This window comes from Vibrio sp. 16 (assembly GCF_963681195.1).
GTDB classification, from domain to species: Bacteria; Pseudomonadota; Gammaproteobacteria; order Enterobacterales; family Vibrionaceae; genus Vibrio; species Vibrio sinaloensis_D.
In genome coordinates, this window is sequence record NZ_OY808997.1 from 687,640 (window position 1) to 710,082 (window position 22,443).

18 protein-coding genes and 4 tRNA genes are annotated in these 22,443 nt (G+C 45.6%); 16 read left to right on the plus strand and 6 right to left on the minus strand.

Annotation, left to right across the window (positions count from 1 at the left end; genetic code table 11):
* Positions 1 to 273 precede the first annotated feature (273 nt).
* Entirely contained in the window at positions 274 to 570 is a 297-nt protein-coding gene (gene ihfA, locus U9J37_RS03135; protein ID WP_005476979.1) for an integration host factor subunit alpha, read from the plus strand.
* A 103-nt stretch (positions 571 to 673) separates the two neighbouring features.
* Here ihfA and U9J37_RS03140 read toward each other — a convergent pair whose 3' ends face one another.
* On the minus strand, positions 674 to 994 hold the full coding sequence (locus tag U9J37_RS03140; RefSeq protein WP_038138556.1) for an HI1450 family dsDNA-mimic protein: 321 nt from the start codon (positions 992 to 994) through the stop codon (positions 674 to 676).
* Between the two features lie 2 nt (positions 995 to 996).
* On the minus strand, positions 997 to 1,563 hold the full coding sequence (gene yeiP / locus U9J37_RS03145) for an elongation factor P-like protein YeiP (protein WP_322413891.1): 567 nt from the start codon (positions 1,561 to 1,563) through the stop codon (positions 997 to 999).
* Positions 1,564 to 1,692: 129 nt separating this feature from the next.
* Here yeiP and U9J37_RS03150 point away from each other — a divergent pair, with 129 nt between their 5' ends.
* Together U9J37_RS03150 and U9J37_RS03155 are read left to right on the plus strand one after the other, a co-directional pair.
* Positions 1,693 to 2,460 carry a nucleotidyltransferase domain-containing protein gene (locus tag U9J37_RS03150; protein ID WP_005476892.1) on the plus strand — a complete coding sequence of 256 codons (768 nt, stop codon included), beginning with the start codon at positions 1,693 to 1,695 and terminating at the stop codon, positions 2,458 to 2,460.
* Positions 2,461 to 2,550: 90 nt separating this feature from the next.
* A complete protein-coding gene (locus U9J37_RS03155; protein ID WP_043887543.1) occupies positions 2,551 to 4,614 on the plus strand; it encodes a PTS sugar transporter subunit IIC/EAL domain-containing protein in 2,064 nt (687 codons plus the stop codon).
* On the opposite strand, the gene U9J37_RS03160 is transcribed toward U9J37_RS03155, so the two are convergent.
* The 3 genes from U9J37_RS03160 to U9J37_RS03170 all read right to left on the minus strand — a co-directional run bounded on the left by U9J37_RS03160 (position 4,606) and on the right by U9J37_RS03170 (position 9,512).
* Positions 4,606 to 6,969 carry a DNA polymerase II gene (locus U9J37_RS03160; RefSeq protein WP_005476895.1) on the minus strand — a complete coding sequence of 788 codons (2,364 nt, stop codon included), beginning with the start codon at positions 6,967 to 6,969 and terminating at the stop codon, positions 4,606 to 4,608. The two genes, U9J37_RS03155 and U9J37_RS03160, sit on opposite strands and share 9 nt — an antisense overlap.
* 69 nt (positions 6,970 to 7,038) lie before the next feature.
* Complete coding sequence (locus U9J37_RS03165) at positions 7,039 to 8,805, minus strand: Lnb N-terminal periplasmic domain-containing protein (RefSeq protein WP_005476894.1); 1,767 nt, start codon at positions 8,803 to 8,805, stop codon at positions 7,039 to 7,041.
* Positions 8,806 to 9,026: 221 nt separating this feature from the next.
* The gene (locus U9J37_RS03170) at positions 9,027 to 9,512 is read right to left on the minus strand and encodes a DUF3015 domain-containing protein (protein WP_005476891.1); all 486 of its coding nucleotides are present in this window, start codon (positions 9,510 to 9,512) and stop codon (positions 9,027 to 9,029) included.
* Positions 9,513 to 9,864: 352 nt separating this feature from the next.
* Here U9J37_RS03170 and uvrY point away from each other — a divergent pair, with 352 nt between their 5' ends.
* The 9 genes from uvrY (at position 9,865) to U9J37_RS03215 (ending at position 15,773) form a co-directional block, all read left to right on the plus strand.
* A complete protein-coding gene (uvrY, locus tag U9J37_RS03175) occupies positions 9,865 to 10,509 on the plus strand; it encodes a UvrY/SirA/GacA family response regulator transcription factor (protein ID WP_038138544.1) in 645 nt (214 codons plus the stop codon).
* Complete coding sequence (gene uvrC, locus U9J37_RS03180) at positions 10,509 to 12,341, plus strand: excinuclease ABC subunit UvrC (protein WP_322413892.1); 1,833 nt, start codon at positions 10,509 to 10,511, stop codon at positions 12,339 to 12,341. Before uvrY ends, uvrC begins: the two co-directional genes overlap by 1 nt.
* Before the next feature lie 72 nt (positions 12,342 to 12,413).
* The gene (gene pgsA, locus U9J37_RS03185; RefSeq protein ID WP_038138539.1) at positions 12,414 to 12,971 is read left to right on the plus strand and encodes a CDP-diacylglycerol--glycerol-3-phosphate 3-phosphatidyltransferase; all 558 of its coding nucleotides are present in this window, start codon (positions 12,414 to 12,416) and stop codon (positions 12,969 to 12,971) included.
* A 239-nt stretch (positions 12,972 to 13,210) separates the two neighbouring features.
* Positions 13,211 to 13,284, plus strand: a tRNA-Cys gene (locus U9J37_RS03190).
* Between the two features lie 3 nt (positions 13,285 to 13,287).
* Positions 13,288 to 13,363 (plus strand) — tRNA-Gly (locus U9J37_RS03195).
* Between the two features lie 84 nt (positions 13,364 to 13,447).
* Positions 13,448 to 13,534: transfer RNA gene (locus U9J37_RS03200), tRNA-Leu, on the plus strand.
* Positions 13,535 to 13,550: 16 nt separating this feature from the next.
* Positions 13,551 to 13,626 (plus strand) — tRNA-Gly (locus tag U9J37_RS03205).
* A 159-nt stretch (positions 13,627 to 13,785) separates the two neighbouring features.
* The gene (locus U9J37_RS03210) at positions 13,786 to 14,295 is read left to right on the plus strand and encodes a hypothetical protein (RefSeq protein WP_005470624.1); all 510 of its coding nucleotides are present in this window, start codon (positions 13,786 to 13,788) and stop codon (positions 14,293 to 14,295) included.
* A gap of 8 nt (positions 14,296 to 14,303) precedes the next feature.
* A complete protein-coding gene (locus U9J37_RS03215; RefSeq protein WP_043886720.1) occupies positions 14,304 to 15,773 on the plus strand; it encodes a sensor domain-containing diguanylate cyclase in 1,470 nt (489 codons plus the stop codon).
* Positions 15,774 to 15,785: 12 nt separating this feature from the next.
* Here U9J37_RS03215 and U9J37_RS03220 read toward each other — a convergent pair whose 3' ends face one another.
* Positions 15,786 to 16,862 (minus strand): PQQ-dependent sugar dehydrogenase, encoded by a 1,077-nt coding sequence (locus U9J37_RS03220; RefSeq protein WP_043886718.1) that lies wholly within the window; start codon positions 16,860 to 16,862, stop codon positions 15,786 to 15,788.
* Positions 16,863 to 17,089: 227 nt separating this feature from the next.
* Between U9J37_RS03220 and U9J37_RS03225 the strand changes: the two genes are divergently transcribed.
* From U9J37_RS03225 to U9J37_RS03240, 4 genes are all read left to right on the plus strand, one after another.
* The gene (locus U9J37_RS03225; RefSeq protein ID WP_005470716.1) at positions 17,090 to 17,878 is read left to right on the plus strand and encodes a TetR/AcrR family transcriptional regulator; all 789 of its coding nucleotides are present in this window, start codon (positions 17,090 to 17,092) and stop codon (positions 17,876 to 17,878) included.
* 174 nt (positions 17,879 to 18,052) lie between these two features.
* Positions 18,053 to 20,428, plus strand: coding sequence for an efflux RND transporter permease subunit (locus tag U9J37_RS03230; protein WP_043886717.1), 2,376 nt, complete (start codon positions 18,053 to 18,055; stop codon positions 20,426 to 20,428).
* A 64-nt stretch (positions 20,429 to 20,492) separates the two neighbouring features.
* Entirely contained in the window at positions 20,493 to 21,254 is a 762-nt protein-coding gene (locus U9J37_RS03235) for an outer membrane lipoprotein-sorting protein (RefSeq protein WP_416200453.1), read from the plus strand.
* Positions 21,255 to 21,257: 3 nt separating this feature from the next.
* Complete coding sequence (locus U9J37_RS03240) at positions 21,258 to 22,442, plus strand: hypothetical protein (RefSeq protein ID WP_005470758.1); 1,185 nt, start codon at positions 21,258 to 21,260, stop codon at positions 22,440 to 22,442.
* Position 22,443 lies beyond the last annotated feature (1 nt).

Genomic DNA, 22,443 nt, shown 5'->3' on the forward strand with positions numbered 1-22,443 from the left:
ATATTGACGGTTATATCAATTTGGTTTGTTGTTTTGATGAGTAGTGTTTTTATGGCGTTTTTTGGCATTAACGTCTGTTTTGATTTGCGCTAAGTTTGCGACTTTGAAGCGTTTTTTGTCTCAAATGATCAACATTTCATAAAAAAGTTGGCGAAAATCATAAGCTTGGCATACACTTTCCAAAGTGAGGCCGATATGTTGTTGATTGGCTTGACGAAAGTGATGGTGTCGCCCTTGGGTGACGAGGTTTAACACAGCTTTGAGGAAAGTTTTATGGCGCTCACAAAGGCCGATTTGGCTGAGAACCTGTTTGAGAAGCATGGATTCAGTAAACGGGATGCCAAGGAAACGGTTGAGGCGTTTTTCGAAGAGGTGCGTAAGGCACTAGAAGGTGGCGAGCAGGTTAAACTATCTGGTTTTGGCAACTTCGATCTTCGAGATAAAAATGAACGTCCAGGTCGAAACCCTAAAACAGGGGAAGACATTCCTATCAGTGCTAGACGCGTAGTTACCTTCCGTCCGGGTCAAAAGCTAAAAGCACGTGTAGAAAACATTTCAATTGATGAGTAATGACAGCTAAATTGGCTAAGCGTTGACTCATTCGCCATTTTCTAAAGCAGACAATGGCAGATAAAACACCCAAGTCTATTTACTTGGGTGTTTTTCTATTTAGCTAGTCTCTTTTCCACAGAATGTGGCAAAACTTGTGGTCTGGGTCTCGGCTTACCAGCAGTCGAGCAAATACGTCATCAAGGACGTCGTTTTCCTCGTTAACCAGTCCAACTCTGACTTCTGCATAGACCTCTTTGTCCACATCAAAGCCAACATGGCCAGACCAATCATCACCTGTCTCAACCAGTTCAGCAGCGCCGCGCTCTTCAAATTGTGCGGTGAAGATAATGACGTCCGCCGCCTCTAGGTTGTCTGGTGCCATTTCCAAGAAGATGTCGTAGGCCGTGTCGATGGCATCATCGTAAGAGATCAAATCGGTCATCACTACGCGCGGCTCATGTATTTACGTTCAGCAGTGTTCACGATGATACGATCACCTGTCGCGATGTACTCTGGTACTTGTACTGTTAGACCAGTAGGAAGACGCGCTGGCTTAGTGCGTGCAGACGCTGAAGCACCTTTGATCGATGGGTCTGTCTCTTCGATGGTTAGCTCAACGGTTGCTGGAAGTTCAATGCCTACCGAATTTCCGTTTACCAAAATGATATGCAAACCTTGGATCTCTTCAGTGATGAACAGCAGCTCGTCTTCGATTTCGTCTTTTTTGAATGTGAACTGAGTGTAATCTTCGTTATCCATGAAGATGTACTCGTCGCCATCAACGTAAGAGAATGCTGCCGCACGCTTAAACATATCTACCGTTTCAACAACGTCATCAGACTTGAAGCGCTCATCAACACGAGCTCCTGTGTTTAGGTCTGTGCAACGCAGCTTGTAGATTTTTGCGCCGCCGCGACCACCAGGCGTTGTTACTTCGATATCTTTGATTAACAGTGTTTTACCATTAGATTCAATAGCAAAACCTTTTTTAAGCTCACTTGCCTTAGGCATGAACGTTTTCCTTTGTATGGTGTTGAATTCGAGCATTATATACTTAGCAAGAGGTAGAAGGAATATCTTGATTCACAACCTTCTCTAAGCGAACATTGTAGGATTACCAAGAATAAGCTCCTTTACGTTATGTATCTGTCAACTATCGATTCCGACCAACCATTTCAAACGCCATACCGACCGGCGGTTAAAGAGCTGATTGGCTTTTTGACAAGCGGGTTGGAAGACAATCTGCATAGCATTTATTTGTATGGCAGTGTCGCTAGGCGCACTGCGAAACCCGGCTCGTCTAATCTCGATGTGATTGTGGTGACTCACAAATCATTTAATGACTCTAAGGCGGCTCTGTTTAATACCATCAAGTGGCGTTTTCAGAAGAGTTATCCATTTATCACTGAGGTGAATTTTAAAACCGCATTGGTTAGCGACGTAGTCAGCTTAGACAGTATTTTCTCTTGGGGCTTTCAGTTGCGACATTGCGCAGTTTGCGTTCACGGTGAGAACCTAGCGGAGTGTTTTGGTGATTACGAGCCAAGCTGGGAAATCGCCAAGCATTGGAATATGGACGTGGAAGATTGGGTAGCGGTTTATCGCAATCGAATAGCACGAGCAGATAAAACGGAAGACTTGATAAAATCACAAAAAATTATCGCCAAAAAACTGCTTCGTGCGAGTTACTCAGTGGTGATGTATCGTGATAAAAATTGGTTTGATGATCCGTTAGAATGTGGCCAACAATTCTTACGTTACTTCCCCGAAAAACAGGTAGAAATTGAGCGTCTTGGTATCTTGCTGTCAGGCCGCCTCATTGCCAAACGCTCTGTTATTGGGATCTTGGATAGCTTCGGTGATTGGCTGGTGAAACAGTATAAAAAAACCGAATTTAAAATTGGTTAAACCTCCGAATACACTCATTTTTTGATATGTCTGTTACTAATTGTGCTAGCTTTATTAAAGGAGAGGGTTCCACCGAGAGGTTAGATACCAGTGCAGGACCATGCGAAAAATCATCAACTTTCTAAGGTGATTACTTCAAGCCACATTCGACGTTATATTGTCCCTTCCTTACAAGCGATACGAGAGGGGATGTTGTGGCTGATTCCATGCCTTATGATCTCCTCGTTTGCTCTATTCTTTGCCAGTATTGGTGAGTTTATTGCGGGGCATAGATACCCTTGGATCGAGCTTTTTTATCAAGCTCATTCCGCGATTGCGACCTTTTTCCCTTATTTAATGACCTCTACCATTTCCTATGTTCTAGCGATGCAGTGGAAATTGCCTCGTCCTCCCATCGCGTTGTTGATGATGACGTTTCTAGTGACGGTCAGTAACCTTTTGCCAGCTGAGAATACGGTGCTGACATTCCATATCATCATGGCGATTACGATGCCCTTGTATGCCATTCCCTTGCTTGCGTATTTACTCAAGTTTGACGCGTTGAAGTTGACTAAAACCGACTCCGCAGGACAAATAGTCAAAGAGTCGCTGAATTTCGTGCTGCCTGCATTGATTACGGCTTTCATTGTATTGGCGGTTAACTATGGTGTTGTTACCGCGTTGGTGAATGTTGAATTTTTGTCTTTGCTTTCCGTCGACTATTCCAATGAACCCACGCTATTTGGTGTGACCTTCGCTGCTTTGAACTCAACACTCTGGTTTATGGGCGTACATGGGTACTACGCACTATTGCCATTGGTGGAACTATTACAAGAAGCCAGCAACTTAAACTACTCCACAACGTTAGCGGGTGGTGCTGCCCAGTATCACATGAACCTGTCCTTCATGGGCGCGTTTGTTTTTATCGGCGGTAGTGGCGCTACCTTTTCTCTGGTCATTGCACTTCTGTTATTTGCCAAGCAGCGAAGTTTAAGGCTGATCGCGCTTGCTAGCATCCCGATAGGAATACTGAATATCAACGAGATTCTACTCTTTGGTCTGCCTATTATCTTTAATCCGAGACTATTTTTGCCTTTCTTGATAGCGCCCATCGTGAATGTAATGACGGGAATGGTCGCAGTCTCATTTGGCTTGGTGGATTCGCCCTCCGTGTCGGTGCCGTTCAATAGTCCCATCTTGCTCAACGCATGGATGGCCACTGACGGTGACTTTAGCGCAGTGATGCTTCAGTTGGTCAACATCGCGGTTGGCGTTCTCATCTACTACCCAGCAGTTAACTCGTTGAGCAGTCATCAGGAGAAAGCAAGTATTCGCCTGTCCGCATTTGATACTTCGTATACGCGCAGACAAGAAGAGGCCAAAACCCTGATGGATGATCCAATTGCACAGGCGGTAAACCGTGAAAAGGCCACCATACAAGTGGAACAAGCACTAGAGCAAATTAGCCAAAGAGACTTTTGTTTAGAGTATCAACCGCAAGTTTGTTCATTGACTGGAAAAGTGATTGGTTGCGAAGCCTTGATTCGTTCTGTGGATACGAAAGGGCATATGCAGTATCCGAACACCTTTTTACCATGGCTAGAAAAAGCTAATCTCATGAAAGATGTCGATTTATGGGTATGTAAACAAGTTGTACGTGATCTTGCCGATATGCAGGCGAAAGGACTATACATCGCGGTGAGCGTCAACGTGACGGCTGATGTTCTTACTGATGAAGAATATCTTACTGAGTTAGAGAAAACGATAGAGCCTTATGCGCGTTTCATTCACATTGAAATTACCGAAGAGACCTTGCTGGCAGATGAGCAGGTCTTGGCGCTTGCCTTTAATCGGCTACACATACTGGGGACTAAAATTCACATTGATGATTTTGGTACTGGGTATTCTTCGCTGAGCTACTTAAACAAGTTTGAAGTGGATGTACTCAAAGTTGATCGTTCTTTTGTTTTAGCATTGAGCAGTGACAAAGGGCAGAAAGTATTTTCCAGTATTATGTCTACCGCGCAATTGCTTGACTTGGATGTGATTGTTGAAGGCGTGGAGACCGACGAACAACTTTCCCATATTCCCAAGCAGAAAGGGACGTCTATTCAAGGCTGGTATTACGCAAAATCCCTGTCGCTCGAGAAGCTCATTGAGTTCGTTTTAAAATAGCCCCATTTGAGGTTCACTTAGCGATGTAAAGTCCAGCCCGATAAACGGCAAGATCGCATCCGCGACAGGTTTTAGCTGTTTATCGATGTAGTGCTGGTAGTCAATCGCACTTTTGACATACTCCTTGGGTTCGGGGCCTGAGAGCGTGATCAGATATTCAATTCGCCCTTTGTTTTGGTACTGTAACGGCCTCCCAAGTTGAGTATTGATCTCGTCAGCCATTCTTGCTGCCCTTACTTGAGGGGGCACATTCTTTTGATATTCGTGCAGTTTACGGCGGAGACGCTTTTGATAGATTAACTCCGCATCAAAATCACCTGCCATGGTCTTTTCGACCATTTCACGCACGTATTCGCTCGGGTTTTCTCCATGGAACACCATTGAGTAGAGCGTTGACTGAAACCTCTGCGCGAGAGGGGTCCAGTCAGTACGAGCACTTTCAAGCCCTTTGAATACGATGCGTTCGTTATCACCCTCGCCAATCAAACCAGCATAGCGTTTTTTGGAGCCTGTTTCTTGGCCTCGAATGGTTGGCATTAAAAAGCGGCGATAGTGGGTCTCATATTCCAATTCAAGAATAGAAGTTAAGTTGTATTGCTCTTTTAGATGTTCAGTCCACCACCTGTTGATGTGATCCACCAATGCTAGGCCAATTTGGTCGGCGTCTTGTTGCGAATAGGCGCCGTTAAGAGACACAAACGTAGAATCGGTGTCGCCATAAATAACCTGATAGCCTTGCTCTTCAATCAACTTCTTGGTCTGCTTCATGATCTCGTGACCGCGCATGGTAATGCTTGAGGCTAAACGGGTATCAAAGAAACGGCACCCCGACGAACCAAGCACGCCATAGAAGGAGTTCATGATGATTTTTATCGCTTGAGAGAACGCCTTTTCGTTGTTTTGCTTGGCAATATCGCGTGCTGCCCACAAGTCTTCGATCATCTTAGGCAAAAAGTGTTTACTCCTGTGAAACTGACCGCCGCGAAAACCCGGCACAGCTTGATCCATTTGATTGCCGATCTCTAAGCGAAGGCCTTCAATCAAGCCCATAGGGTCGATGAGAAATGACCGAATGATCGACGGGTAGAGGCTTTTAAAGTCCAATACCAGTACTGAATCATAGAGATTTGGAATCGAGTCCATGACGTAACCACCAGGGCTTGCGATCCAGTTTTCTGAATGAAGATTGGGCGCGACATAGCCCGCTCGGTGTATCTGAGGAAGATAGAGATTGGTGAATGCCGCAACTGAGCCACCAACACGATCGAGCTCAACGCCGGTTAACCTTGAGCGCTCTACGGCAAACTCAAGCAGGTGTGTATGAGCAAAAATTTTATTAACCAGAACGCAATCTTGCAGGTTGTATTTTGCCAGTGACGGTTTGTCGTTGCGAAACATCTGGTTGATTTCATCCATACGATCATGGACGTTATGAATCTCTTTTCCTTGACCGAGCAGCTCTTGGGAAACCGATTCTAACGACCAACTTCGAAAGTGATAGGTTGCTGTCTTGAGAGTGTCAATACCATCTAATACCACCCGCCCTGGAATTGAAATAAAGCCTTGTTGAGTGGTATTTGACGAACGGAAAAAACTGGATTGTTTTGCTCGACCTAGCGTCATTTTGACTTTATTCCACTCAGCTCGTTTATGCAGTAAGCGGAAGTCGAAGTCGATAACGTTCCAACCGATAATGACATCTGGATCAAAGCGTTCAAACCAACTTACTAAAGCGTACAGTAGCGCGCGTTCATCGTTGACCCATTCGACGGGCGTGTTGCAAGGTTGTGGTGCGCCAACCATTATTACTCGGCTATCCATTGGGCTATCTAAACCGACAGAGTAAAGAATTCCTTTCTCAGAACATTCAATATCCAAAGAGACAACCTTCAATTGGGGAAGGTAACTACCTTGGCGAATTTTGGTTTGAGCGACGCGTTTGTAGCCGGATTTCTGAGCTATTGAGCCAGTAAACTCAAGGCTCCCTTTTACGAACCGCTCCATGAGGTAGCGATCTGCGAGGCGGATGTCGTCCTCAAGCACTAAAACGTCGTGATCTTTTAATCGTTGGCTCAGAGCTTTAGAGTCTTTGATGGTATTGCAGTAACATGCCGACAGGTCAGTTTGCTCAAAGTCTTTGAGTGCTAACGATTTGAACGAGACCGACAGGTTAAGAGAGTCTGCGACTTGCTGCGCTTTGTTGCATTCAGCTTGAGGGATGAAGAACACGGGTTGCTCATCTGTGATTATAAGCTGGGCTGGCCCGTTATCAGTGGTTACCCAAAGTTCAATTTGAGTTGTGCCTGAAACATCTCTTGCTTGTCGAGTGAGAAGGAAACCTTGTTCAACTGTCATTCTTGCGCTACTACATAGTGAAATCGAAACACCGTTGTGATGTTTCGAACTCGCATATTAGCACAGACCTCAGTAATAGAAGTAGCCAGTCAACCGAGTGGTGAGCTCTTCGCTTGTCCAATGTTGGTAGTTCACCTGACCGCGAAGCGCAAAGTGACGATTAAGCGACCAGTGCCAAGTCACGGTTGCGTTGGCATTTTGCTTCGCTTTGGAGTTAAACAAAGAAAGGTATTGCCCTTCTAGACCAAGTCTGTGCTGGTCGTTCAGTTGATAAAGGATACCACTCTCGACACCGACTCCCAGTGTTGATTGATAGTCAGTGAGTTCTCCGCCGCTCAGTTCCCCTGAGAGTAAGCTATAAACGTGGAGTTTATCTGAATTTCCCCAAGCTTTACCAAATCCAGCTTGCCCAAACCAACGTCCCAACGAGTCATTTAGGTGGGGTTTACGATCAAAGCCTGTGCGGATGTTCCAAGCCCAACTGTCGAAGACACGATTACTTGGCGCGAGAGACATTGCGTCGAGTATGTAAAGCTTATCAATCTGAGTGCGTGAATGACCGTCGGTGCTTGCTTTAAGGTCAAGGAAGCTAATTTTTGCTCCTGGGATAAAGCCCGCAGGTGAATCGAGAAGATCATGATAGGCAGCCCGCCATTCAATCAAGCCTTGATTGAGGTAAGAATCGCTGTATTGATAACTGAGACCAATTCGAGCGGAGCCATGACCTTTCTCTGGGCTAACGTTTGGTTTTGGTACAGGCGTGAACGGTGAATCAACTTTTATGAGGCTTCTTTGGTAAAGGAGCGCGGTAAGCTGTTTTGCGGTCGGGTCTCTTTCAAGTCCTAAGTCATACAACTCAAAGTTTAGCCACTCATAGGCAAACTCGAGGATGGCAGCTCGCTCAGCGTCAGTGTATTCATCTTTTGACGGGAACTCTCCTTGTTTCGCTCTTTCAGCCGCATCAAACAGTTGCTGATCGATCTCGTTGGCTTGATGGAGTAACCGCGTACCGAATGCCTCGCGATAGTTCGGCTCTTCTAGCAGGTTGCTATTCGCCAGTGCCTCTACGGTATCCGAGGGAATTGCCTTGAAAGGAAAATCTTTGACCAAATACAAATCATCTCGCGCAAGCTCCAACAGTGCCAGCAATTGATACGAGCAGTTTTCGTCAAGAAAATAGTAGTCAAACTCGGCGTCTTGCATTTCCCAAAGGTGCAGCAACACCCTCTCGACTTCCTGTGGGGTTAATTTGAGTTTGTATTCCCAAATGTCCCTTGACTCTATGTCATTATACTCACGAACCTTTCGGTAGTAGGGCATAACCGTATACCTACCTGGGTAGCTGCCGACTAGACCTTTAAGGGCATAAAGTGCAGCGTTGTCATCACTGTCTGGCTCGGCAGCAAAATTGATCGCAAAAGCAACAAGCTCTTTATGTCGGGTTTGATCTTTGGCGTCCACACGAAGTAGCGTGTGCCCAAACATAGAAGAAGGGTTATTCATAAATGCAGTGGGGAATACCAATGTTAGACCTTCTGGGTCCAACACATCACGCCATCGATTTAACTCCTCACAGTTTAACTTAGCCTCACGCCCAAGCTTAGCTTCGAGCCAGGTATAACGAGCGGGAAAACGACATTGCGCAACCTTCGCTTCATCATTGGACTGTCTATAGAATGCCTCATAGGTTGCTTGGAGTTCATTGGCTGGGGATTTCTTACCGTCTTTTGCAAAGAAGAATGCCTCTGAGTCAACTGTGCTTGTATGTCCAGTCAGCGTGTTGGGTAAATAGTGTCCTAGTTTCAACCAGTATGGGTCGTTAGCTAGATCGGCCATGCCAGGAACTGGGTTCGCAAAACTGACAAACGAGGTTAGTGCGCCAATTCCTATAAGGAAAGAGTGCTTAAGATGGATTAACTTCATGACGACTGCTTACCTGTAGACAGTTTCCAAACGAGAGTGGTTTCTATAACGTATTGAACAATAGGGAATAATACAATAGGAAAGAAAGGTGCTCACAAAGGAGCACCTCAATAGGAGACATTTATCGATCGAGATTAAATTGCGTAAGTTGCAAGTGTACCGTTGTTAGCAACAAGCGCATTAAGGTTTACGAAAACTTCTTCTGACGTTACGTTTTCAGATTGGAAGATTGACGCAAAGTTTTCTTGTGCAAGTTCGTTGAATGCCGCTTTGTCAGACTCTTGAATACCCCACACTTCAGAAAGTGTCGCTAGGGTTTCACCTTCGCCTTTCGCGATGTCACGCGCTAGGTTGTCCATATTGCCATCAATGAATAGCGCTAATTTTTGCGATGAACTGATGGTGCCAGAGCCATCACAGCCCAGTGTACCGAATGTGATACCAAATGTTTGGTTACCCGAGGTGCCGTTTGTTGTCGCGCCAAGTACTTTAAAAACTTTGCCTGATTGACCGTCAAAGATCATTGTACCTAGACCACAACCGATGTCTGAGTCAGCCATTGCGATGTTTGAAAGAGGAAGCGTTGTTGCCAAAGCTGCCACTGCGAATAGCTTTTTCATAGTATATCCTTATGAAGTTATCGTTCACTAATGAAGTAATTCGTTTTTATGCAACTCAATGAGTTCAGCTAAGAAAAAATAGTGGAAAGTTGACATATAAGCAATGCGAATTATTGCATAACCATGCATTGTTCCAACAGCTGAGACACTTGGCATAGTTGAGTGCCAAGTTATTGATTAATAGCTAAATAAAGATTTAGTCATCAGATATGAGAATAAGTACTTGCTAAAGTTTGCGTTTCGGCACATATTCAGAATACGTAAATTCTCGAATTTGCGCTAGAATGCAACCATCCTGCTTTTCTCATAGTGAGAAGTAGCAGAGCTGAACAAAAAGTGTGGAGATACAAGTTTGATAAGTGTTTTCCTTGTAGATGATCACGAGCTGGTTCGCACAGGGATACGACGTATTATTGAAGACGTCCGTGGAATGAACGTAGCAGGGGAAGCTGAGAGCGGTGAAGATGCGGTAAAATGGTGTCGTAGCAATCATGCAGATGTCATTTTAATGGACATGAATATGCCGGGTATTGGTGGTTTAGAAGCAACCAAAAAAATCCTGCGATTCAATCCAGATGTCAAAATCATCGTTTTAACTGTTCATACGGAAAATCCGTTTCCAACTAAAGTGATGCAGGCCGGTGCTGCCGGATACCTGACAAAAGGCGCAGGGCCAGATGAAATGGTCAATGCAATACGTGTGGTGAACAGTGGCCAACGCTACATTTCACCAGAAATCGCGCAACAGATGGCTCTTAGTCAATTTTCTCCAGCATCGGAAAATCCTTTTGCCGATCTATCTGAGCGTGAATTGCAGATCATGATGATGATTACCAAAGGGCAGAAAGTGACAGACATTTCTGAGCAACTGAATTTAAGCCCTAAAACGGTAAACAGCTATCGTTACAGATTGTTTAACAAGCTCGACATCTCCGGTGATGTAGAGCTAACCCATCTTGCCATCCGTCATGGAATGTTAGACACCGAGACATTGTAGTGACCTCTTCATTTGACTCGGTTTCGTTCCTCAAAACAGTAACGAATCAGCCCGGCGTTTATCGTATGTATAACGCCGACGCTGTCGTTATTTACGTGGGCAAAGCGAAAGACCTCAAAAAACGCCTTTCTAGTTATTTCCGTAAAAAAGTCGACAGTGAAAAAACACGTGCTTTAGTCGCCAATATTAACAAGATTGATGTCACGGTCACCCACACTGAGACCGAAGCGCTCATCCTTGAGCACAACTACATCAAGCAGTATTTGCCTAAGTACAATGTATTGCTGCGTGACGATAAATCTTACCCCTACATATTCATTAGTGGTCATAAGCACCCAAGAATATCCATGCACCGTGGGGCTAAGAAGCGCAAAGGTGAATACTTCGGCCCCTATCCAGACTCGGGTGCGGTGAGAGAAACACTCCACCTCATTCAAAAGATTTTTCCCGTTCGTCAATGCGAAGACACCGTATACAGCAATCGAACCCGACCTTGTTTGATGTACCAAATTGGTCGTTGTGCCGCACCTTGTGTCAGCTCAGTCATCAGTGATGAACAGTACGCTGAGCTCGTTGAACTCGTACGACTTTTTTTGCAGGGTAAAGATCAACAGGTGCTTGAAACCTTGATTGAGAAAATGGAGCAGGCGAGCAAGACCCTTCGTTTTGAAGATGCGGCGAAATTTCGTGATCAAATCCAAGCTATCCGCCGTGTTCAAGAGCAACAGTTTGTTTCTGAAGACTCGATGGATGATATGGATGTACTTGGGTTCGCCCAAGAAAATGGCATTGCCTGTGTTCATATATTGATGATTCGCCAAGGTAAAATTCTTGGTAGTCGAAGCCATTTCCCCAAAATTCCAAATGACACCAATCGTGAAGAAGTGTTCTACAGCTTTTTGAGCCAATATTATTTGAGCCACAATGAAGCGAGAACGATCCCAACTCGTATTCTACTCAACAGTGGACTTCTTGATGACTCAGAACCGTTGCAGCAGGCGTTGACCAGTATTGCGGGACGAAAAGTACGTTTTCATGTCAACCCAAGTGGTACGCGAGGTCGATATCTTAAATTGTCGAATACGAACGCGTTGACGGCGATTACCACCAAAATTAACCATAAGATGACCATTTCCCAACGTTTTAAAGAGCTGAGAGAAGTCTTGGGGATGGAGGGTATCTCGCGAATGGAGTGTTTCGATATCTCACACACAATGGGAGAGAACACCATAGCTTCATGTGTGGTGTTCAATCATGAGGGACCGCTCAAGCAAGAATATCGTCGCTACAACATTAGTGGTATTACTGGTGGGGATGATTACGCGGCGATGGGGCAGGCGTTAGAACGTCGCTACTCCAAGCAACTCGACGTTGAGAAAATTCCGGATATTGTTTTTATCGATGGTGGTAAAGGGCAACTAAATCGTGCCCACGACATCATTTCTCAATATTGGTCTGACTGGCCGAAGCGACCAAAGCTTATTGGTATTGCCAAAGGGGTGACTCGCAAACCAGGTTTGGAAACTTTGATTACGACGGATGGTGATGAGTTTAACTTGCCAAGTGATGCGCCTGCTTTGCATTTGATGCAACACATTCGCGATGAGAGCCACAATCACGCCATTGCTGGCCATCGCGCGAAACGCGGTAAAGCGAGAAGAACCAGTGCTTTGGAAGGTATAGAGGGCGTGGGTCCTAAGCGTCGTCAGTCGCTTTTGAAGTACATGGGCGGATTGCAAGAGCTTAAACGTGCAAGCGTTGAAGAAATCGCCAAAGTGCCTGGCATTAGTCACTCTTTGGCAGAAAACATTTATCAAGCATTGAAACAATAAGAAAAATCCCGCACCATAAGGGCCTGTTTTCAAGCAGTAAACAGCGCAACACGATAAGAGCCATTAATAAATATGCGTTTAAACATCCCTAATATTCTATCTTTGCTTCGACTTTTTCTGATTCCGGTCTTCGTCGTGGTCTTTTATCTTCCTTATAGCTGGGCTCCGTTTGCGGCTGCTATGGTTTTTTGGGTAGCAGGTTTCACCGACTGGTTAGACGGTATGCTAGCAAGAAAATTAGGGCAAACCTCTCGATTCGGTGCATTTATCGACCCAGTTGCTGATAAAGTGCTTGTCGCTACCGCTCTTATCTTGATTACGGAACATTATCATTCGATTTGGGTCACCATTCCTGCCGTCACCATGATTGCTCGAGAAATTATTATTTCGGCGCTCCGAGAATGGATGGCTGAAATTGGTAAACGCGCGAGTGTTGCTGTCTCTTGGGTAGGTAAGGTAAAAACCGTCAGCCAGATGTTTGCTTTGTGGGTGTTAATTTGGCGCTACGATGATTGGATGATTTGGGTCGGCTTTGCTGCGCTTTACATCGCGACCATCCTCACTTATTGGTCGATGGGGCAGTATTTACTTGCCGCCAAAGATGACTTGCTCAATGAGGAGCATCACTGATTTAAATGAACGGGCTCAGGCCCGTTTTTTTGTATCTGTGTTAGCGTTTATCCTAGGAAACTTACCGTTATTCAAAGAATTAACGCGAGTAAATTGAGCAATTTGGCGCTTTTTGAGCGTTAATTAGACAAACGATTCAAAAAATTAAAAATAGTGTTGACTCATTAGTTCGAATCCGTAGAATGCATCCCGTACCCAAGAGGAACGCAGCAATTAAGCGAGCTGATTGGAGTATCGAAGGCGTGTTGGCAGAGTGGCTATGCAGCGGATTGCAAATCCGTGGACCTCGGTTCGACTCCGGGACGCGCCTCCATTTGCGACACTAGCTCAGTTGGTAGAGCGCAACCTTGCCAAGGTTGAGGTCACGAGTTCGAACCTCGTGTGTCGCTCCAAATTATTGGATAGCGAAACAAACTTCGATATCTAGATGGTGTTTTACTTACTTCAGTAAAGGCCTCACAAATTTAGATTTGTGTGCCCTGGTGGTGGAATTGGTAGACACAAGGGATTTAAAATCCCTCGGCGTTCGCGCTGTGCCGGTTCAAGTCCGGCCCGGGGCACCATCTAACACAGATTATTGCGACACTAGCTCAGTTGGTAGAGCGCAACCTTGCCAAGGTTGAGGTCACGAGTTCGAACCTCGTGTGTCGCTCCAAATTATAAAAAAACCAGCCATTCGGCTGGTTTTTTTATGCCTTCACATTTCCTTTGATGATAAAATACTCAAATAAGTGTTAATTCACTCGTAAATCCCATAAAATACACCACAGTTTATAAGGTTGTTGTTGCTACGCGAAAGGGTGTTGGATTGCGTATGAAAAAAGTTTTGCTGTTGAGCCTGTCGGCAATACTGTCTTTGGCGTCCTCCTGCGTGTTATCCCAATCATTAGCGAGTTACCCTCAGAATTGGTCTCAGTGGCCTGTAGTCAAAGAGTCGATGAACCTTCCTGCAGATACCGTCCTTCCTGACGACGCTTCGCTCTTTTTACAAGAATCTGTAAAAGCATACAGCTGGATCAATAATGGGCAAGGCTCCCCCCTGACAATTCGGGTCAATCCTGAAAAAATTGAACAATATCAGAATCATGGCCCCTATACTGACGGGCCAACCGCGGTCGCTATTTCAGAAGTTCAAGGTATTGTTTGGGTTACCGAGCACATAGGTGGAGAAGCGATTTACGGCAGTTACAACCGAAAAGGTGAGGATATTAGCCACACTCATCCTTCACTCCAGCCAAGTTACTGTCAAAGCTGTCATACGACTTACAAAGATATTTGTCGCAACGGGACATGCGCTTCGTCAACTTCTCTTGATACAGAGTGACGCTGTTTATGAGATTTAGTGCCCCGCTGCTTAAAATGACCATTAAACAAATGCTGATAGTCTCTCACTTGGTATTGGTGGTGATGATTGTGCTAGGCATGAGCTACGCACGCTATTCCAGTGAATGGGATCGACAAGTCAGATATTCGGCGTTGCTGGCAAAACATTCGCTTGATACGCAGGTAAACTTCTTCTCTGGTTCTGTTGCTGGCGTAAACTATGCCAATCTCACGATGTCATCGACCAAGCAGGTGATAAGTTCTATCGAGGACATTCTGTTTTTTGAAGTTAAAGGCGTCTCAGACTACTCTAAGCGAAATGTCCATGTCCGGTATTTAGCGGAACGTGATTTACTTTGGCGAAATGATGTTGAAGCCCAAGAACTGATAACGGTGGCCCGGCGAATAGAGATACTTGAGCAAAGGTTAGCGGACTCAGCAAACAGCAATCCAGTGACGGTCAAGAAGCTCAATTACCTGTTGAAAAGGAATAAGACTGAATATGATTCACTGCTCCGCAGTCAGGAGTTGAGTGAAACCATCACGCTCGATTGGGATAAGCCAAAGTATCAAGGGTTACGATATTATCTTGATCAAGAACGGTGTGCTTTGCACATCGAAGTGCCGCTCACTAACGCAAATGGTGGCTACATTTGGGCGGTTATCGACGCGAGCAATTTGACGAAAATCAGAACTCACTTGATCAAAGAACTTGTTCTGGAAGCCAGCGTTGCGTTACTGATCTCTTTACTGTTGATAGGTTGGGTAACGCACTGGATTGTGTCACCGATGAAAAATCTGGCTCGCAGCATGGACTCGGAAAATGCCTATCAAGAGATTGATTCTCTGGTGGAGCTCAAGCGGTCGGATGAAATCGGCCAACTTGCCAGAGCGTATAAAGGGTTGTTGGTTAAAATTGAAAACCAGCTGAACATATTGCGTACGAAATCCGACACTGACCCGCTTACTGGTTTAGGATCTCGGAATAAATACACTCGCATGGTGCAACCGTTTATCAAACGCCACCTCAGTAAAGACTATTACGTTGGAATGATTGTCTGTGATGTGGATAACTTTAAAGCGTTTAATGATTTGTATGGGCACACAGAGGGTGACAATGCCTTAGCGAAGGTAGGAAGCAAAATTGCTGAGTTAGTGCGCGATACCGATCTTGCTTTTCGTTATGGTGGAGAGGAGTTTGTGATTCTTTGCGCGCGCCCGTCTGGGTCACAGCTGGACTACTTTACAGAACGACTAAGGCTAGAAATTGAAGGTTTAGCCATTCTACATGGAGGCAATGATCCGCACCGAGTTATTACGGTGTCTGCGGGAGGAGCTCGAGTTCGGGCTTTCAAGCCGACATCGGAAACGGATTATGAAGCGTTGCAAGATCAACTGTTTAACGCTGCCGATAAATCACTGTACTTGAGCAAAGAGCAGGGACGAAACTGCGTCAACTGGAAGAGTATTGACGCATAACTCGTTTGTTATTTACTCCACGAGACGGTAGATATTCCCACTGTCAGTGCTAAACAGAATCTCTCCTACTGGTGTTACTTCCAGATCTCGTATTCGCTCTCCTAAGGATTCTAGTAGCCGCTCTTCAGCAACAATATTTGCTTGCTCATCGAGTGTGACGACATTGAGGTGGGTGAGCTTCAATGCGCCAGATATCAGTTTGCCATTTAGGGATGGGTACTTATCCCCTCTGTAAAGAATGAGAGAGCTAGGTGCGATAGAAGGCACATACACTTTCTTCGGTGTTTGAATACCCGGCAGGGTTTTGGCTTCACCAACTGAGATTGGCCCCCAATACTCTTTGCCGTGGGAGGTAACAGGCCAGCCATAGTTTTCTCCTTTGACAATCAAGTTGATTTCATCTCCGCCGCGCGGACCATGCTCGATAGACCATAGCTGTTGAGTGCTGCGGTCGTAAAAGAGTCCTTGAGGATTGCGGTGACCATAGCTCCATATCTCGTTTAACGCTGAGTTTACTTTGGTAAACGGGTTGTCTTCTGGGGCTAGCCCGTTTGGTAATAGGCGCAGGATCGAGCCAGCGTGTGTTCTCTGATTTTGCCCGTTGTCGCGAACGCCTCTATCGCCGACAGACATATACACGTAGCGTTCGTCAAAGGTGATTCGGCTACCAAAATGCCTGCCCGTATCAGATCCAGACTGAGTCACGAGAAGCTCTTTCCATCCAATCAGCTTACCTTGTTGATATTGAGCGGAAGCTAATGCCGTTTCGTATGCATCTTCCACTTGCTTTGAATAGGTAAAATAGAACGTATTGTCTTCGAAAGGAGACTTGGCAACATCAAGCAAGCCTCCCTGACCAACAGCACTCACCTGTGCCGGTGTAGCGACAGTACGATAGAAGCCATCATCAAGGTTAACCACACCTATTTCGCCGTGGCGTTGTGTGACAAGCAATTGGTTGTCGTCAATAGAGCTCATCCCCCATGGTACCTTGAGGCCAGACGCAACAAGCTCGGCTTGCCAAGCGTATACGGAAGTTGAGAGCACTGCTCCAATCGCGCCAAGAGCCAAATATATGTGTATCTTCATCGTCTGCCGCACCTCTCAATTGGGTTTAATTACCATCTAAGTTGTATACGTTAAATGGGTTGTCATCAATCATTCTTATAAATGTACTTGAAATGATCAATAAATGCACTATTATGACGATGTGTCAAAAGTGACGAGTCGTCATAAATTGCTGTTTATCACGTTTATGGTAATCGTGTTACAATGACTAGGTTAAGGAGTAACGGATTAGTACGGATTGATACATCATGTTTGGCTTTAGCTGTAGTAAAAATGACAAAAGTGAACGTTCTGGTGGTGGTGGCGCTCTTTCGAAGAAGCAACAGGCAATCGCTGACAGAGAGGTTGAGTTAACGCTTCTCGCTAAGTCGATAGTGCAAGAGCAAGGTTGGAGTAACTTGACAATGGACAAGTTGACCGCGGCGAGTGCTTATTCGAAAGGAACGATCTACAACCATTTCTCGAGCAAAGAAGATGCAGTGATCGCACTGTGTATTCATTCGCTCAAGAGTGAAGCCATTTTGTTTGCTAGAGCCGCAGCTTTTGAGGGGACAACACGTGAAAAAGTGATGGCGATGCACGTAGGTTATCGAATTTACGCCCGCATGGAGCCAGTTCTTTCAACGTGTGCCATTATGGCCAAGAGCCCGTGGGTGCTTGAGAAAGCGTCACCCGAGCGAGTCAAAGAGCTCAACGAGCTGGAGGAACAAGTCATTGGCCACGCCGACTTGCTTGTGAATACCGCGGTAGAGCAGGGGGACTTGAAGTTTTCGCCAGGCATAGGCTCTGATGCCATTGTTTATGCGAACTGGTCCATTGCTTTTGGCTCCAATGCTCTAAACCAAAATGCCTCAAACAGTCATTGTATCAAGCGTATTCAAGATCCATTCTCTGCATTGCATAACGCGAATATGTTGTTGGATGGGTTGAACTGGAAGCCACTTTCAAGCGAGTGGGATTACCGGAAAACCTGGCAGCGTGTGGAACAAGAAATGTTCTCCCAAGAGATTGAGTATTTGGAATCGGTGGGAAGGTAACACTTTATTTTAGAAGCCCTAGCGGGCTTTTAAATTGCCAATAGATGACGAATCGTCAAAAAAGACACAAAAATAAAATGATAGTGGTCTATGACCATTAACGATGTGTAGAAACCAGCTTAGTCTGGTTTTTAAATGTATATTTTTGACGAAACGTCACAAACGGAGAGTGTGATGAATACCGAACAACCGATCCCAAAACAGCCTCCCTATTGGCTAACCATGCCCACCCGTTTTAGCTGGTGGATGTTATTAGCAACAATGTTGCTTGTCGTTGTGGCAACCATTGGCGGGAAAAACCTCTACTTCAGAGGGGACTACAACATATTTTTTGACGGGCAGAATGCTCAATTAAGAGCGTACGACGAGATCCAAACGACATTCGCGAAATCAGACAACTTGTCTATCGTGATTGCACCGAAAAGCGGCGAGGTTTTTGAAGGTGAAACCTTGTCTCTTGTCCAGCAACTGACCAAAGATGCGTGGCAAATCCCTTATTCGAGTCGCGTCGATTCACTTGCCAATTATCAGCATACCGAAGCACTAGAAGATGACTTAATTGTCGAAGACCTGCTGTTAGATGAATACGAGCTAACAGATGCACGAATCGATAAGATCAAGCGTATCGCGTTGTCGGAGCCTGTTGTAAAACACTCGCTTATTTCCGGGAAAGGGGATGTCACGGTCGTGAACATTACCGTCCAATTACCGCAAATTGATGAAACGGCAGAAGCGATTGAAGTGATCGACAGTGCAAATACGTTGATTGCGAAGTATCAGCAGCTATACCCAAACGTTGAGTTTTATAAAGCGGGCATTGTTGCGATGAACCATGCCTTTATGGTCGCCGCGCAAGATGATAGCGCGACACTCGTTCCGACTATGCTATTGGTTATTTTGCTGTTTCTCACCATCATGTTGCGCTCTTTTCTTAGCGTAATTGCTACTCTGGTGGTCATTATCGCGTCGGTGATGGCAACAATGGGGTTATCAGGTTGGGCTGGCATGTTCCTGAGTACAGCAACGGTTAATATCCCTACCTTGGTAATGACCCTTGCAGTCGCCGACTGCGTCCATGTAATTGCCACTATGCGTCAAAACATGAAAAAAGGGCACTCGAAGCCGTTTGCCATTGATCAAAGTGTTGCGATTAACTTTATGCCGATTCTGATGACGTCGGTCACGACGGCGATTGGCTTTTTGATGATGAACATGTCTGACTCACCGGTTCTGAGAGACTTTGGCAACCTCGCAGCTCTGGGCGTGATGATCGCGTGTTTTCTTTCTGTTTCGTTGCTCCCTGCGTTACTGCGAGTGTTACCAATCAAAGTCAAACAGGTGGACAAGACGCAACAAGGCACTCCTGATTTTATGGACAAGTTGGGCGATTGGGTTGTCTCGAACCGCAAAGCCTTGCTACCGGTATCTGCGATTGTGATTGCAATGTCCGCAGCGCTCGTGCCTTTGAACAAGGTGAATGACGAGTCAGTGAAGTACTTTGATTCAAGAAGTGAGTTTCGACAAGCGGCAGACTTCATGGAAGCGCGAATCAGCGGTATGACGAATATCAGTATTGCGGTTAAGACCAATGAATCCCAAGGCATAGCTGATCCTGTATTCCTCAAAGCGATTGGTGATTTCTCTCAATGGTTAAGAGATCAACCAGAAGCGGATCACGTCGCGACGCTTTCTGATGTGTATAAGCGTCTCAACAAAAATATGCATGCAGATGATCAAAGCTACTACACACTTCCGTTGGATCGAGAGTTAGCCGCTCAATACTTGCTTCTTTACGAGATGTCTCTTCCTTACGGGTTGGACTTAAACAACCAAGTTAATGTCGATAAGTCCTCGATTAAAATGGTGGTTACAGTCGATAACCTAGGTAGCGTTGAGTTGGTCGATCTGGAAAACCGAATCTACGCGTGGTTTTCACAATATGCTCCTCAATATGAGGTGGTCGCATCAAGTCCATCATTGATGTTTGCGCATATCGGAGAAACAAATATGGCAAGCATGCTGTCCACTCTTCCGGTGACACTCATTCTAATCTCTGCACTGATGATTTTTGCGCTTCGCTCACTACGTTTGGGCTTAATCAGCGTCGTGCCTAACATGGCCCCAGCGATAATTGGCTTTGGTTTGTGGGCTCTTCTATCCGGAGAAATCAATTTGGGGCTCTCTGTGGTCGTGACGCTGACGCTGGGAATTGTCGTCGATGATTCCGTGCATTTTCTATCGAAATACCAACGCGCCCGCCTGCAAGGTCAATCTGCGGAGCAGGCAGTTCGATACGCATTTCACACGGTAGGGCGCGCGCTATGGATAACTACGGTTGTTCTGGTTGCTGGTTTTTCTGTACTCGCGATGTCGAGTTTTAGGCTGAACGCTGACATGGGCCAGCTAAGCGCACTTGTTATTTTCATTGCACTGGTTGTGGACTTTATTTTCCTTCCTGCATTGCTAATGAAGTTTGATACGGCGAGTTATACCGAGAAGCAAGAAGAACAAACATTGTCTACAACGGCTGTAGCTCCAACCCAAGGTTAATAAGGTTAATAAGGTTAATAAGGATATAACGATGAACACATTGAGAAAGACACTGATTAATACAATGGCATTGGCGGTTTTGGTTACGTTTACTGGACCAGTGATCGCATCTCCCGAACGCGGTCTGGAGATCGCCAAGGAGCGTAAAGCAAGAGATGAAGGTTGGAAAGATTCCATCGCGACCATGGAAATGGTTTTGAAAAACGCACAAGGCGAGAGCAGCACGCGTGCAATGAGGCTGAAGTCATTTGAGGTCGATGGCGATGGCGACAAAGGGCTTACGATATTTGACCAACCGAGAGATGTGAAAGGGACGGCTTTTCTAAATCACTCCCACACCTTGGATGCGGACGACCAATGGCTTTACTTGCCTGCATTGAAGCGAGTGAAAAGAATCTCCTCACGCAACAAGTCAGGCCCTTTTATGGGCAGCGAATTCGCTTACGAGGATCTGAGCTCATTTGAACTCGAAAAGTACTCCTTTAACTATCTACGCAATGAGGCGATAGAAGGCGTCGAAAGTTACGTGTTGGAGCAAGTACCGACGGACAAAAACTCAGGTTACACCAAGCAACTGGTGTGGCTAGATCAGCAACATTATCGACCAATTAAAGTCGAGTTTTATGATCGCAAAGGTGCACTGCTTAAAACATTGCAATTTGAAGATTATAAACAGTATCTCAATCAATACTGGCGAGCTCATACCATGGCAATGGTGAATCATCAAACGGGTAAAAGTACGTTACTGACCACCAGCCAATTAGATTTCCAAACGGGTCTCAGCGAAAAAGACTTCGAGAAAAACATACTCAAAAGGGTGAAATAAACCATGAAGCAAAGTGTTAATGCATGCGCTTGGCGACTGGCAGCGAGCTCCATTCTGACTCTGTTTGCGTTACATTGTCACGCTTTTGAGTTAGCGGGGAAGTCCACCGTCGAGCATCGTCAATTTTTCTCTGAAGGGCTACAAGGTCAGGATAAAGGGCAAAGCTCGCTTATTTTAGAGCCCGAGCTGTATTGGGAAATTGATGACAGCTCTGATTTTACATTTGTGCCTTTTTATCGTGTCGACAGCTTGGACGAGGAGCGAACACATGGTGATATCCGTGAGGCGCTCTATCTGAAATATTGGGACGACTTCGAAGTTCGAGTTGGTGTCGGTAAAGTGTTTTGGGGAGTCACGGAGTCTGCGCACCTTGTTGATGTTGTCAATCAAACCGATGCAATTGAGTCATTGGATGGAGAAGATAAGCTAGGCCAACCAATGGTTCACTTTACGTCGATTCAAGATTGGGGAACGCTTGATGCCATGATACTGCCGTACTTTCGGGAACGAACATTCGCAGGGGAAGATGGGCGTTTAAGACCAACAGTGCCTGTCTCAAGCCACGCTATTTATGAATCAAGCCGAGAAGAGAAGCACGTCGATGTGGCGTTTCGTTATTCACAAATGCTGGGGGATTGGGATTTAGGTGTCAGCTATTTTCAGGGGACAAACCGAGATCCCTATTATCGCTTCGATGGTCGAGAGCTTCAGCCTTATTACGCTCAAGCAAAGCAAGTAGGGGTCGATCTACAAGGGATTGTGGGTGATTGGCTGTGGAAACTTGAAAGTATCTACCGAGACAGTGATGACCACCACACAGGTATGGTCGGTGGGTTTGAATACACCATTGTCGGTGCGTTTGGCACAGTTTGGGACATTGGCTTGATCGCTGAGTATTTGTATGACAGCCGTGGAAACAATGCCCAATCGATTGGACAAAACGACGTATTTGCGGGAACCAGAATTGCACTCAATGATGAGGACAGTACTGAAATCTTGCTTGGCATCACTCAAGACCTCGATAATCAGGACGTATACAGCGCTAAACTTGAGGCATCAAGTCGCTTAACGAATCATTTGTCCTGGACTGTGAATGGCTGGCTGTTCGAAAACGATACGCCAGACGATCTGCTGTACTTTGCTCGAAAAGACGATTTCGTTGAAATTTCATTAGAGTATTACTTCTAAA

Coding starts and splice junctions, on each gene's coding strand:
- U9J37_RS03210 (WP_005470624.1), top strand. CDS start 13,786: ATGAAAAAAGTTTTGCTGTTGAGCCTGTCGGCAATACTGTCTTTGGCG.
- ihfA (WP_005476979.1), top strand. CDS start 274: ATGGCGCTCACAAAGGCCGATTTGGCTGAGAACCTGTTTGAGAAGCAT.
- U9J37_RS03220 (WP_043886718.1), bottom strand. CDS start 16,862: ATGAAGATACACATATATTTGGCTCTTGGCGCGATTGGAGCAGTGCTC.
- U9J37_RS03170 (WP_005476891.1), bottom strand. CDS start 9,512: ATGAAAAAGCTATTCGCAGTGGCAGCTTTGGCAACAACGCTTCCTCTT.
- U9J37_RS03160 (WP_005476895.1), bottom strand. CDS start 6,969: ATGACAGTTGAACAAGGTTTCCTTCTCACTCGACAAGCAAGAGATGTT.
- U9J37_RS03215 (WP_043886720.1), top strand. CDS start 14,304: ATGAGATTTAGTGCCCCGCTGCTTAAAATGACCATTAAACAAATGCTG.
- U9J37_RS03150 (WP_005476892.1), top strand. CDS start 1,693: ATGTATCTGTCAACTATCGATTCCGACCAACCATTTCAAACGCCATAC.
- U9J37_RS03140 (WP_038138556.1), bottom strand. CDS start 994: ATGACCGATTTGATCTCTTACGATGATGCCATCGACACGGCCTACGAC.
- U9J37_RS03230 (WP_043886717.1), top strand. CDS start 18,053: ATGAATACCGAACAACCGATCCCAAAACAGCCTCCCTATTGGCTAACC.
- pgsA (WP_038138539.1), top strand. CDS start 12,414: ATGCGTTTAAACATCCCTAATATTCTATCTTTGCTTCGACTTTTTCTG.
- U9J37_RS03165 (WP_005476894.1), bottom strand. CDS start 8,805: ATGGCCGATCTAGCTAACGACCCATACTGGTTGAAACTAGGACACTAT.
- U9J37_RS03235 (WP_416200453.1), top strand. CDS start 20,493: ATGGCATTGGCGGTTTTGGTTACGTTTACTGGACCAGTGATCGCATCT.
- U9J37_RS03225 (WP_005470716.1), top strand. CDS start 17,090: ATGTTTGGCTTTAGCTGTAGTAAAAATGACAAAAGTGAACGTTCTGGT.
- U9J37_RS03240 (WP_005470758.1), top strand. CDS start 21,258: ATGAAGCAAAGTGTTAATGCATGCGCTTGGCGACTGGCAGCGAGCTCC.
- yeiP (WP_322413891.1), bottom strand. CDS start 1,563: ATGCCTAAGGCAAGTGAGCTTAAAAAAGGTTTTGCTATTGAATCTAAT.